Genomic DNA, 14,143 nt, shown 5'->3' with positions numbered 1-14,143 from the left:
GCGCGTCAGGAGGGAGTCGGCCAGGGCCTGGCCCGTCTCCCACGCGAGGCGGGAGGGGACGGCCTTCGGGTCGACCGAGTAGAAGTTGCGGCCGGAGCCCGTGGCCTCGATCGGGGGGAGGTCCGGCAGGGCCGACTTCTCCTCGCCGCGGAAGGTGAACTTGGCGTCCTCGCCCTCACCCTCCACGCCGACGACCACGATGTGACCGGGGCGCAGCTCGCCGAAGAGAATCTTCTCCGACAGCAGGTCCTCGATCTCACGCTGGATGGTCCGGCGCAGCGGGCGCGCACCCATGATCGGGTCGTAGCCGCGCTTGGCCAGGAGCATCTTCGCGTCACCGCTGAGCTCGATGCCCATGTCGCGGTCCTTGAGGCGCTCGTCCACCTTGGCGATCATCAGGTCGACGATCTGGATGATGTCTTCCTGGCTGAGCTGGTGGAAGACGACCGTGTCGTCGACACGGTTCAGGAACTCGGGCCGGAAGTGCTGCTTGAGCTCTTCGTTGACCTTCGCCTTCATCCGGTCGTAACCGGTCTTGACGTCACCCTGGGCGGCGAAGCCCAGGTTGAAGCCCTTGGAGATGTCCCGCGTACCCAGGTTGGTCGTCATGATGATGACCGTGTTCTTGAAGTCCACGACCCGGCCCTGGGAGTCGGTCAGGCGACCGTCCTCCAGGATCTGGAGAAGGGAATTGAAGATATCCGGGTGCGCCTTCTCGACCTCGTCGAAGAGGACGACGGAGAACGGCTTGCGGCGGACCTTCTCGGTCAGCTGGCCGCCCTCTTCGTAGCCCACGTAGCCGGGGGGCGAACCGAAGAGGCGGGAAACCGTGTGCTTCTCGCTGAACTCCGACATGTCGAGGGAGATCAGCGCGTCCTCGTCGCCGAAGAGGAATTCGGCGAGCGTCTTGGACAGCTCGGTCTTACCGACACCGGACGGGCCGGCGAAGATGAACGAGCCGCCGGGGCGCTTCGGGTCCTTCAGACCCGCACGGGTACGGCGGATGGCCTGGGAGAGCGCCTTGATGGCGTCCTTCTGGCCGATGACGCGCTTGTGGAGCTCGTCCTCCATGCGCAGGAGGCGGGAGGACTCCTCCTCCGTGAGCTTGAAGACGGGAATGCCGGTCGCGGTCGCGAGGACCTCGGCGATGAGCTCGCCGTCGACCTCGGCGACGACGTCCATGTCGCCGGCCTTCCATTCCTTCTCGCGCTTGGACTTCGCGGCGAGCAGCTGCTTCTCCGAATCACGGAGCGAAGCCGCCTTCTCGAAGTCCTGGGAGTCGATGGCCGACTCCTTGTCGCGGCGCACGGCCGCGATCTTCTCGTCGAACTCGCGCAGGTCCGGCGGCGCGGTCATCCGGCGGATGCGCATCCGGGAGCCCGCCTCGTCGATCAGGTCGATCGCCTTGTCGGGCAGGAAGCGGTCCGAGATGTACCGGTCCGCCAGCGTCGCCGCCTGGACGAGGGCCTCGTCCGTGATGGAGACGCGGTGGTGGGCCTCGTAGCGGTCGCGCAGGCCCTTGAGGATCTCGATCGTGTGGGGGAGGGAAGGCTCCGCCACCTGGATCGGCTGGAAGCGGCGCTCGAGGGCCGCGTCCTTCTCGAGGTGCTTGCGGTACTCGTCCAGCGTCGTGGCACCGATGGTCTGGAGCTCGCCACGGGCCAGCATGGGCTTGAGGATGCTGGCGGCGTCGATCGCGCCCTCGGCGGCACCCGCACCCACGAGGGTGTGGAGCTCGTCGATGAACAGGATGATGTCGCCGCGGGTGCGGATCTCCTTGAGGACCTTCTTCAGGCGCTCCTCGAAGTCACCGCGGTAGCGGGAGCCGGCGACCAGGGCACCCAGGTCGAGCGTGTAGAGGTGCTTGTCCTTGAGGGTCTCGGGAACCTCGCCCTTGACGATCGCCTGGGCCAGGCCCTCGACGACGGCGGTCTTGCCGACGCCGGGCTCGCCGATGAGGACCGGGTTGTTCTTGGTCCGGCGGGACAGAACCTGCATGACCCGCTCGATCTCCTTCTCGCGCCCGATGACCGGGTCGAGCTTGGATTCGCGGGCCGCCTGGGTGAGGTTGCGGCCGAACTGGTCGAGGACCAGCGAGGTCGAGGGGGTGCCCTCGGCCGGGCCGCCTGCGGTGGCCGACTCCTTGCCGCCCCCGGTGTAGCCGGAGAGCAGCTGGATGACCTGCTGCCGGACCCTGTTCAGATCGGCGCCCAGCTTGACGAGGACCTGGGCGGCGACGCCCTCGCCCTCGCGGATCAGGCCGAGCAGGATGTGCTCGGTGCCGATGTAGTTGTGGCCGAGCTGGAGGGCCTCGCGGAGCGAAAGCTCCAGGACCTTCTTCGCCCGCGGCGTGAAGGGGATGTGGCCGGACGGGGCCTGCTGGCCCTGACCGATGATCTCCTCAACCTGCTGGCGAACAGCCTCGAGCGAAATCCCGAGGCTCTCCAGGGCCTTAGCGGCGACACCCTCACCCTCGTGGATCAAGCCCAGGAGGATGTGCTCGGTGCCGATGTAGTTGTGGTTGAGCATCCGGGCTTCTTCCTGAGCCAGGACGACAACCCGCCGCGCGCGGTCGGTGAACCTCTCGAACATCGTTTATCGCTCCTCAGAGCGGTCGGGCAGTTCGGGGTCGGTCCCCGCCCTGTCCTTCCGCATGCTAGTCCCGCGGGACGGGACAGCTCATTCCAACTGCCGACATCCGTCCACGGCTCACCCCCACGTCGGTGAGGAAAACCGGCTGTAAGAGCCGACTACTGCTCCAACTCGATGGTGCGAGACGATGTTCCCGCAGGCCAGGCAGATACCCGTCACAGGTGTACGCCGATGGCGAACGGAACACGCTCAAATCAGCGTGTCGCCCCGATCCACTAGGAATGTCTTACCCGTAAGGACTGACACTCCATGCCCCTGGGCAGGGGTCCCTCCGCTACGGGCGAACACGTCGGTGTCCCGAATGTGGGACTCCGCTCGGCGGACGTTTACGCTCCGCATTGCCGCGGGCGCGCCGCGTAACCCCGCGGCGGCCGTCGGAGTTGCTCCGGTCATGTCCCTCAGCACCGTGAGCGTCCCCTCGCCCCGCGTCCCCTCCGAGGACGGCACCCGTACCTGGTACGAGCGTGTGCTCGGTTGGGCCTGCGCGGGCGGGCCGCCGCTGCAGCTCGTCACCGGGGTCCGGTTCGACGTACTGGAGCTGCCCCGCGACGCCGGGGCCGCGCTGTTGCGCCGTCCCGGTTTCGCCGCCACCGGCCCGGTGGCCGTGATGGGGCGCCGGATGCGCTTCCTGGTGGCCCCGGGGAGCGCCGAGGAGCTGGACGGGCTGCTCGACTGGCTGGAGTGGGGCGGGGTCGCGCTGGATCTGGCCGCCGTGGGAGCGGGGGGCAGGATCACCGCCCCCGTGCCGCCGGGGCGGACGCCGGGAGGGGGCCCTCAGGGGGCCGCCGTGTGGCTGCGGCCCCCGGAGCCGGGGTGTGAAGCGGCGCTGCCCGCCCTGCCCGGTCCGGGGCAGGGCGCCGGGGCCGGGCCCGGGCTCTGTGCGGAGCCGGCCGGGCCCGATCTCGTACGCCTGGTGGCCGCGGCGGCGACGGAATGCCACCGCGCCCGCCTGGGGCGGCGTACGCCTCAGCCCTTGGCGTTCTCGTAGGCCTCGCGGATCTCGGCCGGAACGCGGCCGCGGTCGTTGACGCTGAGACCCTGGGCCTTGGCCCACGCGCGGATCTCGGCGGTGTCCGGGCTGCCCGGCGAAGCGGCGGCGCGGCCCTTGGCCCGGCCGGCCGAGGCGCGCCCGCCGGTGCGGCGGCCGGCCTTCACGAAGTCCTCGAGCGCACCGCGGAGCTTTTCAGCGTTGGCGGTGGTGAGGTCGATCTCGTAGGTCTTGCCGTCAAGAGCGAACGTCACGGTCTCGTCCGCCGTGCCACCGTCGAGGTCGTCGACAAGAAGGACCTGAACCTTCTGTGCCACCGGATTTCCTTTCATCGAAAATGCAGTACGCGGAAAGGAAACCGCTTTTGCCTGGAAAACACAAACCCCTGTCGAGAGGTTCAGGGCCGCAACAAGGCGGGAAACGTGCGCGATTCGGACATAGGCCACAGGCGGGCCGGGGCCCGGAAAAGGCTGCCGTGATCGATCAGAGGTGCAGTAGCATCCGGCTGTTGCCCAAGGTGTTCGGCTTCACTCGTTCGAGACCGAGGAACTCGGCGACTCCCTCGTCATAGGAACGCAGGAGCTCCATGTAGACATCGGTCTCCACCGGGGTCTCGCCGATCTCGACGAAGCCGTGCTTGGCGAAGAAGTCCACTTCGAAGGTCAGGCAGAATACCCGGCTGACGCCGAGCCGGCGGGCGGTCTCCAACAACTTGGCGAGCACCTGATGCCCCACACCGGCGCCCTTCAAGTCGCGGTCGACGGCGAGCGTGCGCACTTCGGCGAGGTCTTCCCACATGACGTGGAGAGCCCCGCACCCCACCACCTGCCCGTCGGAACCGCGTTCCGCGACCCAGAACTCCTGGATGTCCTCGTAAAGGACCACGGGGGCTTTGTCGAGGAGGATCCGCTGCTGCACGTACTGGTCGAGCAGGCGGCGCAGCGCCGGAACATCACCGGTGCGCGCGCGGCGGATCGTCACTGTTTTCGCGTCGTCTGAGGTGGAAAACTCTCCCATACCCGGACGCTATCGCCCCGGGTCGGCGTCGTGCGCGCCGGAGTCCCCTTCCGGCGGCGCCGCGGGCCCGGCCCCGCCGGCCTCGGGTTCGTCGTGCTGGACGATGCGTACGGCGGCGCGGAGTGCCTCGCGCTGTTCGGAGGACATCATGCCGAAGAAGGCGACGAGGGCGGCCGCCGGGTTGTCGCTGGTCGACCAGGCTTCGTTCATCAGTGCGGCCGAGTAGGCGGCGCGGGTGGAGACCGCCGTATATCGATAGGCGCGGCCTTCGGCTTCCCGGCGGACCCAGCCCTTCTGATGGAGATTGTCCATAACGGTCATGACCGTGGTGTACGCGATGGACCGTTCCTGCTGGAGGTCTTCCAGGACTTCCCGAACGGTGACCGGGCGGTTCCACTGCCACACCCGCGTCATGACTGCGTCTTCGAGTTCTCCCAAGGGGCGAGGCACAGCAGCACGATAGTGCGGATTGCGGCGAATTGCCCGACTATTCGCCGCAACGCGCGGCGGAAAACGCCGGTGGGGTTACTCCCGGCCTACGTCACTTCTGCGACGGCCGGCCGGCCTCGGCACGGGCGATCGCGGCGTCGACGGCCGCGTCTTCCTTGGCCTTGTTGGCGCCGCCCTGGGACTTCACGATCGTCACGACGAGAGCGATGAAGAACGCGGCCATCACGAAGGGGGGCACGAGCGCGGAGACGTAGTCCATGCCCCCCAGCGTAGCTATACCGCCGCGCGCCCGGCCGCCGGGGGCGGGCTGGGCTTGCGGCGCGGCGGGAAGACCTCGCCCGGGGTGGGCACCGGGCGGGCCGGCGGCTCCTTCGGGGACCCGGGCGCCGGCGGCGGGGGCTTCTGCTCCTTGCCGCCGGCCAGGGCCAGCAGCCGGGTGCGGGGCGCGGGGGCGGCCGCGATCCTGCGGCGCACGGAGCGTTCGGCGACGGCCCGGGCCCGCTCCAGCACGGCGCCCGCGACCGGGTTGGCCCGCAGGGCGCGCAGGGCGGCGAGGTCGTCGGGCTGGGGCTCGTACCCGGCGGCCAGGGCGTCCTGGAGCAGCTCCAGGTAGCCCGACAGGCTCCCGGGCAGGGCGCCGCGGTAGCGGGCCAGGTCCTCCAGCAGGAAGGTTCTGAGCCGGCCGGCCTCCTGGACCGCGTCGTCCACCGACGCCGCGAGGCGCAGGCAGTCCCGCACCTCGGATGCCGTCAGGGGGGCCGTGGAGGAGGACTGGAGGGCGTGGGCGAGGGAGCGCCTGAGCACGTGCAGCTCGGCGGCGCTGAACGCCATGCCGCCGCGGGATCCGTAGGGCGTGGGCATGGGCCGAAGATACGCGCTAATCGGACAAAATCCCCCGAGGGTGCGGGATTGCGGCGCGGCGGACGTCCGCGCCGCCCCGTCCGGGTGGATCAGCGGGTCTCTTTGACGCTCTGCACGAATGCGGCCCAGGCGGCGTGGGTGGTGGCCATCACGAAGTGCGCCGGGTCGGCCCGGTCGGCCACGCGCACCAGCGTGCCGGGCGCCTCGGCGACGTACACGCAGGCGTCCCCGTCGCCGCAGTAGGAGGACTTGCGCCAGTCGGGGCGAGCGTTCGCGGTCATGGTGTCTCCTCCGCAGTGGACGAGGTCGCGGTGCTTCTCGAGCGTGACGCTATCTCCACGAGAGGCACGGTCCGGCCGGTTCCGGCAAAAAACCCAGCCGCCGGAAAGTACGGGCGCCCACAATACGCGCCCCCGGTCACTCCACCGGGAAGGCGTACGCGATCTCGTAGCGGGAATCGGGGACGACCAGGTCGGCCGTCTCCACCGGGCGGCCGTCCGTGTCGAGGTACGTGCGCTCGATCTCGGTGATCAGCGCCCCGAGGCTGATCCCCAGCAGGTTGGCCTGGTTCTGGTCGGCCCGGGACGGGCGCGGCACCTCCACCACGGAGGCGACCGTGATGCCGATGGACCGCATCCGCGCCACCACCCCGGCGCCGCGCAGCTCGCCCACCTCCGGCAGCACGATCGGGGTGCCGGAGGTGATGGCGAGGGGCTCCCAGGACTCGGAGAGCTCGGCGGGGCTGCCGTCGGCCATGAACTCGTAGCGGGTCATCACGCAGGGGGAGCCCGGTTCGATGGCCAGGCGGGCCGCGATCCGCTCGGGCGCGGGGACCTGCGGCAGGGTCCTGGAGTCCCAGGACGCGGTGATGCCGAGCGCGGCGGCCTCGGTGCGGAAGGTGTTGCCGGAGCCGGGGACGCGGCGGCGGGTGCGGAGCATCCGCATGCGCCGGCGCGGGGTGCGCACGTAGGTGCCGGAGCCGGCGCGGCCTTCGAGGAACCCCTCGATGATCAGCTGTTCCATGGCCCGCTGGGTGACGCCCTGCCCGACGGAGTACTCCTCCGCGAAGCGGGCGCGGGAGGGGAGCCGGTCGCCGATGGACCACTCACCCGCCTCGATGCGGGTCCGGAGCGATTCGACCACCTGCAAGTACGGGGATTTACGGGGCATTTGGGCCGTCCTGTGCCGTCTCGGCTGTGCCGCTGCGGGAGGGTGTGCGTCCGACGCCGACAAGCTAACCGATCAGGTTCAAGCTGAGGACTCCGCATGACGGAGCGCTACCCTCCGGTAGGGCCCCGCGATGCGGGCGCCCTACCGGGACACCGGGTCAGTCGAAGTTCGGCGCGTTGCGCTCGTACACCAGCCGCAGCCCGATCAGCGTCAGCCACGGCTCGTGGTCGTCGATCGCCGAGGCCTCGCCCAGGACGATCGGCGCCAGCCCGCCCGTGGCGATCACCCGGACGTCGTCCGGGTCACCGCCCGGACCCGCCAGCTCCTTGGCCATCCGGTTGACGATCCCGTCGACCTGGCCGGCGAACCCGTACACCACGCCCGACTGCATCGCCTCGACCGTGGACTTGCCGATCACGTTGCGCGGCCGGGCCAGCTCGATCTTCCGCAGCTGCGCCCCGCGCACGCCGAGCGCCTCCATCGAGATCTCGATGCCCGGGGAGATCACCCCGCCCACGTACTCACCGCGCGCCGAGACCGCGTCGAAGGTGGTCGCCGTACCGAAGTCCACGACGATCGCCGGGCCCCCGTACAGCTCGACGGCGGCGACCGCGTTGATGATGCGGTCCGCGCCGACCTCCTTCGGGTTGTCCATCAGGATCGGCACGCCCGTCTTGATCCCCGGCTCGACCAGCACCGCCGGCACGTCGCCGTAGTAGCGGCGGGTGACCTCGCGCAGCTCGTGCAGGACCGACGGGACCGTCGCGCAGATCGCGATGCCGTGGATCCCGTCGCCCAGCTCGCTGCCGAGCATCGGGTGCATCCCCATCAGGCCCTGCATCAGCACCGCCAGCTCGTCGGCCGTGCGCCGCGGGTCGGTCGAGACCCGCCAGTGCTCGACGATCTCGTCACCGTCGAACAGGCCCAGGACCGTGTGCGTGTTGCCGACGTCGATGGTGAGCAGCACGGGTTACACCGCCTCGCGCAGGTCGAGGCCGATGTCCAGGACCGGCGAGGAGTGCGTCAGCGCGCCCACCGCCAGGTAGTCGACGCCCGTCTCGGCGTAGGCGCGGGCCGTCTCCAGGGTGAGCCGGCCCGAGGACTCCAGCGCGGCGCGGCCCGCGACGATGGTGACGGCCTCCTCCGTCTCCGGCACGGTGAAGTTGTCCAGCAGGATCAGGTCGGCGCCCGCGTCCACGACCTCGCGGACCTGGTGCATCGTGTCGACCTCGACCTCCACCGGCACGTCCGGGAAGGCCTCGCGGACGGCCTTGAAGGCCTGGGCGACGCCGCCCGCCGCGACCACGTGGTTGTCCTTGACCAGCGCCGCGTCCGACAGCGACATGCGGTGGTTGACGCCGCCGCCGCAGCGGACCGCGTACTTCTCCAGCGAACGCAGGCCCGGGGTGGTCTTGCGGGTGTCGCGGACCTTGGCCTTCGTGCCCTCCAGGACGTCGGCCCAGCGGCGGGTGGCCGTCGCGATGCCCGACAGGCGGCACAGGATGTTCAGGGCGCTGCGCTCGGCGGTCAGCAGGTCGCGGGTACGGGCGCGCACGGACAGCAGCAGCGCGCCGGCCTCGACCCTGTCGCCGTCCTCCGCGTGCCGCTCGACCTCGAAGGCCTCCGTGCAGACCACGGAGAACACGGCCTCCGCGATCCGCAGCCCGGCCACGACCCCCGCCTCGCGGGCCACGAAGTCGGCGACGGCCTCCGCCTCTTCGGGGACGGTCGCGACGGTGGTGACGTCGACCCCGCCGTCCAGGTCCTCGGACAGCGCCATGTGCGCGATGTCCTCGACCTCGATCGGGTCCAGGCCGGCGTCCTCCAGCAGCTGGGCGAGCGCCGGGTCGAGGCCGCTCTCCTCGCCGTCGCCGCAGCCGCAGTCGTCGCCGCAGCCGCCTTCGTTCTGCTCGATCAGGGGGAGTTCGGGGGTGCTCACGGTCACTTCTCCAGGCTGAGGGGGTGGTTGACGGACGGGAATTCCGCGGAGTCGGTGGGGGTCACGACCAGCGCCCGCCGCTCGGTGCGCGAGAGCCGCACCACCAGGTGGCGGCGCCAGGCGGCGTCGTCCCGGTCGGGGTGGTCCTCGCGCCAGTGGCAGCCGCGGGTCTCGGCGCGCCGCTGGGCGGCGGCCACCAGGACGCGGGCCACGCACAGCAGGTTGGTCGCCTCCCAGGTCTCCACGCCCGGGACGGCGGTCTTGCCCTGGCTCTCCAGCTCGCCCAGGGCCGTCGTGTAGAGGGTCTCCAGCGCTTCCGCGGCCGCGGCCAGCGATCCGGCCGAACGCAGCACGCCCGCGCCGTCCGTCATGATGCGCTGGACCTCGTACCGGGCCTCGGCCGGCTGGAGCGGGCCGGTGGCGGGCACCGGTATGCCCGGGCCGCTGCCCACGGGCGGGTGCGCGGTGATGTCCTCGGCGATCCGCTCGGCGAAGACCAGGCCCTCCAGCAGGGAGTTGGAGGCCAGCCGGTTCGCGCCGTGCACACCGGTGCAGGCCACCTCGCCGCACGCGTACAGGCCGGGGACGGTGGTGCGGCCGTGCAGGTCGGTCCGTACGCCGCCCGAGGCGTAGTGCGCGGCCGGCGCCACCGGGATCGGCTCGGTCACCGGGTCGATGCCGTGGGCCCGGCAGGCGGCGAGGATCGTCGGGAAGCGCTGCTCCCACATCCGCGCGCCGAAGTGCCGGGCGTCCAGGTACATGTGCTGCGCGCCCTGCTCCTGCATGCGGCGCATGATGCCCTTGGCGACGATGTCGCGCGGAGCGAGCTCCGCCAGCTCGTGCTGCCCGACCATGAAGCGGACGCCGTCCGCGTCGACCAGGTGCGCGCCCTCGCCGCGCACCGCCTCCGACACCAGCGGCTGCTGGCCCTCGGCGTCCGGGCCGAGGAAGAGGACGGTGGGGTGGAACTGCACGAACTCCAGGTCCGACACCTCCGCGCCGGCGCGCAGCGCGAGGGCCACCCCGTCGCCCGTGGAGACCGCCGGATTGGTGGTGGCGGAGAAGACCTGCCCCATGCCGCCGGTCGCCAGGATCACGGCGGGCGCGTGGACGGCGCCGACGCCGTCGTGCTGCCCCTCGCCCATGACGTGCAGCGTGACCCCGGCCGTACGGCCCTCGGCGTCCTGGAGCAGGTCCAGTACGAGCGCGTTCTCGACGGTACGGATGCCCGCGGCGTGGACGGCCTCGACCAGGGCCCGGGAGATCTCCGCGCCGGTGGCGTCACCGCCCGCGTGCGCGATCCGGCGGCGGTGGTGGCCGCCCTCGCGGGTCAGCTCTATCTCGCCGGTCTCGGCGGACGTGTCGAAGACCGCGCCCGTCCCGATCAGCCGGCGCACGGCGTCGGGGCCCTCGGTGACCAGGAGCCGCACGGCCGCCTCGTCGCACAGGCCCGCACCCGCGACCAGGGTGTCGTCCAGGTGCTGCTCGGGGGTGTCGCCCTCGCCGAGGGCGGCCGCGATGCCGCCCTGCGCCCAGCGGGTGGAGCCGTCGTCGAGCCGCGCCTTGGTGACCACGACCGTACGGCGGCCCGCGGCGGCGCACCGCAGCGCGGCGGTCAGGCCCGCGACGCCGGAGCCGACGACCACGACGTCCGCGTCGAGGGCCCAGCCGGGGGCGGGGGCGTGCAGCCGTATGCCGGTTCCGGAGGTGCCTGGGTTGCCTGTGGTGCTCACGCGTGTGCTCCGAACTCCAATGGGATGTTGTCGATCAGCCGGGTCGTGCCGACCTTCGCCGCGACGGCCAGCACGGCCTGCCCGGTGAAGTCGGGACCGACGTCGGTGAAGTCCTGCGGGTCCACCAGGGCCAGGTAGTCCAGGGCCAGCGGCGGCTCGTGGCGGCCCGCCTCCTCCAGGACGTGCCGCGCGGCGGCCCGTACCGCGTCGGGCAGCCCTCCGTTCGCCGCCGAGACGGCGTGGGCGTCGGCGGAGGCCCGGATCTCCCCGAGCCGGGCCAGGGCGGTGGCGCGCTCGTCGCTGGCGGGGGCGGCCTCGGCGCGGGCGCGCAGCGCGGCCTGCGCCGCGAGCCGGTCGCGGCCGGCGAACAGGGCGCGGGACAGGGCCAGGGCGGTACGGCGCTCGGCCGGGCCGAGGTAGCGGTTGCGGGAGGACAGGGCGAGCCCGTCGTCCTCGCGGACCGTGGGGACGCCGACCACCTCGACGGGGAAGTTCAGGTCGGTCACCATCCGCCGGATCAGCGCCAGTTGCTGGGCGTCCTTCTGGCCGAACAGGGCCAGGTCGGGGCGGGTGAGGTGGAGCAGTTTGGCGACGACGGTCAGCATGCCGTCGAAGTGGCCCGGCCGGGTGGCGCCCTCGAGCCGCTCGCCCATGGGCCCGGCGGAGATCCGCACCTGGGGGTCGCCGCCGGGATACACCTCGTCGACGGCGGGCGCGAACACGGCGTCGGCGCCCGCCCCTTCGCAGACCAGCAGGTCGGCGTCGAGGGTGCGGGGGTAGCGGTCGAGGTCTTCGCCCGCACCGAACTGGAGGGGGTTGACGAAGACGGTGACCACGACCTGGCCGTCCGGGCCCACCTCCTCGCGCGCGGTGCGGACGAGCGTGGCGTGCCCCTCGTGCAGGGCGCCCATCGTCATCACCACGGCGCGGCGGCCGGCGGCGGCGCGCGGCAGCTTGTGGAGCTCTTCGGCGGTGTTCAGCAGCTGGAGCGGGCCGGTCATCGCTCGGCGTCCTTCGGGTCGGCGGGGTCCGCGAGCACACCGAGCAGGTCCTCGGCCAGTTCGGGCTTGAGCAGGCCGTGCGCGAGCGCGCGGTCCGCGGTCGTACGGGCCATCGCGAGGTACCCGGCGACGGTGGCCGGGGCGTGCTTGCGCAGCTCGGACACGTGCGCGGCGACGGTGCCGGCGTCGCCGCGGGCGACGGGGCCGGTCAGCGCGGCGTCACCGGAGCGCAGGGCGTTGTCCAGGGCGGCGCCCAGCAGCGGGCCGAGCATCCGGTCGGGGTGCTCGACGCCGGCGGTGCGCAGCAGCTCCATGGCCTGGGCGACCAGGGTGACCAGGTGGTTCGCGCCCAGGGCGAGGGCCGCGTGGTAGAGCGGACGGCTCTCCTCCGCGATCCACTCGGGCTCCCCGCCCATCTCGATGACCAGGGCCTCCGCGGCGAGCCGCAGCTCCTCGGGGGCGGTCACGCCGAAGGAGCACCCGGCCAGCCGCTGCACGTCGACCTCGGTCCCGGTGAAGGTCATCGCGGGGTGCAGGGCCAGCGGGAGCGCGCCCGCACGGCGGGCGGGGTCGAGCACGGCGGCCCCGTAACGCCCGGAGGTGTGCACGAGGAGCTGGCCGGGGCGGACCGCGCCGGTGTCGGCGAGGCCCTCGACCAGGCCCGGCAGGGCGTCGTCGGGGACGGTGAGCAGCACCAGATCGGCCCGCTCCAGCACCTGCGCGGGGGCCACCAGCGGCACGTCGGGCAGCATCCGCTCGGCCCGCCGCCGGGAGGCGTCGGAGACCCCGGAGACGGCGACGGGGTGGTGGCCGGCCTGCTGGAGGGCGCGGGCCAGCGCGGGGCCGACACGGCCGGCGCCGACGACTCCGACGGTGAGCCGGGCGGGACGCGGTTCCTGGGATGAGTTCACGCGGGGAGGGCCTTCCGTTCCAGTCCGCGGGGGGTACCGGACGATACGTCGCCATGCTAGGCCCTTTCGGAGCACGGGCGCCGGTCAGGCCCGCCGGGGGCGGTGCCGGCGGGGGGTTCCCCGGAGCCGGGGCCGGGCGGGGCGGACGGGCCGTCGGCGATGATCGGGGGCATGACTGATGACGCGGAGCGGACGCAGCGGCTCGCGGCGGCCTGGAAGGGGGCCCGCCGGACCCTGTCGGGCGGCGCCCGGGAAGCGACGGTCGGGGAGCTGCTGGCGGCGCTGTCCCGGGCCCCGTACGACATGGACGCCCCCGCGGACCTCTACGGCGACGGGGTCGTCGCCGAGCTGGAGCGGCGGGTGGCGCAGCTGCTCGGCACCGAGGACGCGGCGTTCTTCCCCTCCGGGACGATGGCCCAGCAGATCGCGCTGCGCTGCTGGGCGGGACGCACCGGGAACCCGGTCGTGGCCCTGCACCCGATGAGCCACCCCGAGCGGTGGGAGGGCGGCGCCCTGACGGCGCTGGCCGGGCTGCGGACCACCCACCCGGTGACGGAGCCGCGCCAGCCGACACCGGAGGAGGTCCGGGAGCACCCCGAGCCCTTCGGCACCCTGATGCTGGAGCTGCCGCTGCGCGACGCCGGCTACCTGCTGCCGACGTGGGAGGAGCTGGAGGGGCTGGTGGACGCCGCCCGGGAGCGGGACGCGGTGGTCCACTTCGACGGGGCCCGCCTGTGGGAGTCCACCCTCCACTTCGGCCGGCCGCTGCCGGAGATCGCGGAGCTCGCGGACTCGGTGTACGTCTCCCTGTACAAGTCGCTGGGCGGGCTGAGCGGAGCGTGCCTGGCCGGGGCCCGGGACTTCGTGGAGGAGACCCGGGTGTGGCGCCACCGGTACGGGGGCCAGGTCTTCCGCCAGTTCCCCCAGGCCCTGTCGGCCCTGGCCGGGCTGGAGCGGGAGCTGCCGCGGCTGCCGGCGTACGTGGAGCAGGCCAGGGTCGTCGCCGCGGCACTGCGGGAGGGCTTCGCGGCGGCGGGGGTGCCGTGGTCCCGGGTTCACCCGGAGGTGCCGCACACCCATCAGTTCCGGGTGTGGCTGCCGTACGAGGCGGACCGCCTCACGGAGGCGGGCGCCCGCCTGGTGGAGGAAACGGGCACCCTCCTGTTCCGCCGGTGGTCGGCGGAGGGCCCGCCGGGCCTGGCGGTGACGGAGCTGACGGTCACGGAGCCGGGCCTGACGTGGACGGCGGCGGAGGTCCGCGAGGCGGTGGCGGGCTTCCTGGCGCGGGTGTAGGGCGGGGGTGGGGGGGCGGGCGGGGGTGGGGAGCGGAGTTTCGGTGGGGCGGTCTCAGGGCTGGTTCGGGGGTTTCCCGTCAGTCCCATCGTCGTGGGGGGGGGGGGGGGGGGGGGGCGGGGCCGCGC

The 14,143-nt window shown here is 72.5% G+C and carries 15 protein-coding genes; 2 read left to right on the top strand and 13 right to left on the bottom strand.

Going from position 1 to position 14,143, the window contains the following annotated elements; genetic code table 11:
- On the bottom strand, window positions 1-2,592 hold a 2,592-nt coding region (locus tag AB0D45_RS33435; protein WP_362466177.1), incomplete at its 3' end, for an AAA family ATPase.
- A gap of 451 nt (window positions 2,593-3,043) precedes the next feature.
- Between AB0D45_RS33435 and AB0D45_RS33430 the strand changes: the two genes are divergently transcribed.
- Window positions 3,044-3,640 carry an SCO3374 family protein gene (locus AB0D45_RS33430; protein ID WP_362466174.1) on the top strand — a complete coding sequence of 199 codons (597 nt, stop codon included), beginning with the start codon at window positions 3,044-3,046 and terminating at the stop codon, window positions 3,638-3,640.
- On the opposite strand, the gene AB0D45_RS33425 is transcribed toward AB0D45_RS33430, so the two are convergent.
- The 12 genes from AB0D45_RS33425 to AB0D45_RS33370 all read right to left on the bottom strand — a co-directional run bounded on the left by AB0D45_RS33425 (window position 3,619) and on the right by AB0D45_RS33370 (window position 12,722).
- Window positions 3,619-3,957 carry an Lsr2 family protein gene (locus AB0D45_RS33425; RefSeq protein ID WP_361599506.1) on the bottom strand — a complete coding sequence of 113 codons (339 nt, stop codon included), beginning with the start codon at window positions 3,955-3,957 and terminating at the stop codon, window positions 3,619-3,621. The genes AB0D45_RS33430 and AB0D45_RS33425 overlap by 22 nt on opposite strands.
- 166 nt (window positions 3,958-4,123) lie before the next feature.
- Window positions 4,124-4,657, bottom strand: coding sequence for an amino-acid N-acetyltransferase (locus tag AB0D45_RS33420; RefSeq protein WP_361599476.1), 534 nt, complete (start codon window positions 4,655-4,657; stop codon window positions 4,124-4,126).
- Between the two features lie 9 nt (window positions 4,658-4,666).
- Window positions 4,667-5,107 carry a BlaI/MecI/CopY family transcriptional regulator gene (locus AB0D45_RS33415; RefSeq protein WP_361599479.1) on the bottom strand — a complete coding sequence of 147 codons (441 nt, stop codon included), beginning with the start codon at window positions 5,105-5,107 and terminating at the stop codon, window positions 4,667-4,669.
- A gap of 91 nt (window positions 5,108-5,198) precedes the next feature.
- The gene (locus AB0D45_RS33410) at window positions 5,199-5,366 is read right to left on the bottom strand and encodes a hypothetical protein (RefSeq protein WP_361599482.1); all 168 of its coding nucleotides are present in this window, start codon (window positions 5,364-5,366) and stop codon (window positions 5,199-5,201) included.
- A 14-nt stretch (window positions 5,367-5,380) separates the two neighbouring features.
- Entirely contained in the window at window positions 5,381-5,938 is a 558-nt protein-coding gene (locus AB0D45_RS33405; protein WP_362466180.1) for a hypothetical protein, read from the bottom strand.
- 119 nt (window positions 5,939-6,057) lie between these two features.
- On the bottom strand, window positions 6,058-6,249 hold the full coding sequence (locus AB0D45_RS33400; RefSeq protein WP_361599488.1) for a DUF397 domain-containing protein: 192 nt from the start codon (window positions 6,247-6,249) through the stop codon (window positions 6,058-6,060).
- A 136-nt stretch (window positions 6,250-6,385) separates the two neighbouring features.
- A complete protein-coding gene (locus AB0D45_RS33395; RefSeq protein ID WP_362466169.1) occupies window positions 6,386-7,138 on the bottom strand; it encodes a GntR family transcriptional regulator in 753 nt (250 codons plus the stop codon).
- Between the two features lie 157 nt (window positions 7,139-7,295).
- Window positions 7,296-8,105: a type III pantothenate kinase gene (locus AB0D45_RS33390; protein ID WP_361599494.1), complete on the bottom strand. Its 810-nt coding sequence runs from the start codon at window positions 8,103-8,105 to the stop codon at window positions 7,296-7,298.
- 3 nt (window positions 8,106-8,108) lie between these two features.
- Complete coding sequence (gene nadC / locus AB0D45_RS33385) at window positions 8,109-9,077, bottom strand: carboxylating nicotinate-nucleotide diphosphorylase (protein ID WP_361599509.1); 969 nt, start codon at window positions 9,075-9,077, stop codon at window positions 8,109-8,111.
- Between the two features lie 2 nt (window positions 9,078-9,079).
- Window positions 9,080-10,810 (bottom strand): L-aspartate oxidase, encoded by a 1,731-nt coding sequence (locus AB0D45_RS33380; protein WP_362466166.1) that lies wholly within the window; start codon window positions 10,808-10,810, stop codon window positions 9,080-9,082.
- Entirely contained in the window at window positions 10,807-11,811 is a 1,005-nt protein-coding gene (panC, locus tag AB0D45_RS33375; protein ID WP_362466163.1) for a pantoate--beta-alanine ligase, read from the bottom strand. The genes AB0D45_RS33380 and panC overlap by 4 nt, the downstream gene beginning before the upstream one ends.
- Window positions 11,808-12,722, bottom strand: a complete 915-nt coding sequence (locus tag AB0D45_RS33370; protein WP_362466161.1) for a DUF2520 domain-containing protein — start codon at window positions 12,720-12,722, stop codon at window positions 11,808-11,810. Before AB0D45_RS33370 ends, panC begins: the two co-directional genes overlap by 4 nt.
- A gap of 171 nt (window positions 12,723-12,893) precedes the next feature.
- Between AB0D45_RS33370 and AB0D45_RS33365 the strand changes: the two genes are divergently transcribed.
- Window positions 12,894-14,015: a beta-eliminating lyase-related protein gene (locus AB0D45_RS33365; RefSeq protein WP_362466158.1), complete on the top strand. Its 1,122-nt coding sequence runs from the start codon at window positions 12,894-12,896 to the stop codon at window positions 14,013-14,015.
- Window positions 14,016-14,143: the final 128 nt, after the last annotated feature.

It is taken from the genome of Streptomyces sp. NPDC048352, from assembly GCF_040651895.1.
Taxonomy (GTDB): domain Bacteria; phylum Actinomycetota; class Actinomycetes; order Streptomycetales; family Streptomycetaceae; genus Streptomyces.
Note: the sequence above shows the minus strand (reverse complement) of the source record. Positions and strands in the feature narration are given on the sequence as shown.

Coding starts and splice junctions, on each gene's coding strand:
- AB0D45_RS33430 (WP_362466174.1), top strand. CDS start 3,044: ATGTCCCTCAGCACCGTGAGCGTCCCCTCGCCCCGCGTCCCCTCCGAG.
- AB0D45_RS33420 (WP_361599476.1), bottom strand. CDS start 4,657: ATGGGAGAGTTTTCCACCTCAGACGACGCGAAAACAGTGACGATCCGC.
- AB0D45_RS33410 (WP_361599482.1), bottom strand. CDS start 5,366: ATGGACTACGTCTCCGCGCTCGTGCCCCCCTTCGTGATGGCCGCGTTC.
- AB0D45_RS33405 (WP_362466180.1), bottom strand. CDS start 5,938: ATGGCGTTCAGCGCCGCCGAGCTGCACGTGCTCAGGCGCTCCCTCGCC.
- AB0D45_RS33400 (WP_361599488.1), bottom strand. CDS start 6,249: ATGACCGCGAACGCTCGCCCCGACTGGCGCAAGTCCTCCTACTGCGGC.
- AB0D45_RS33395 (WP_362466169.1), bottom strand. CDS start 7,138: ATGCCCCGTAAATCCCCGTACTTGCAGGTGGTCGAATCGCTCCGGACC.
- panC (WP_362466163.1), bottom strand. CDS start 11,811: ATGACCGGCCCGCTCCAGCTGCTGAACACCGCCGAAGAGCTCCACAAG.
- AB0D45_RS33365 (WP_362466158.1), top strand. CDS start 12,894: ATGACTGATGACGCGGAGCGGACGCAGCGGCTCGCGGCGGCCTGGAAG.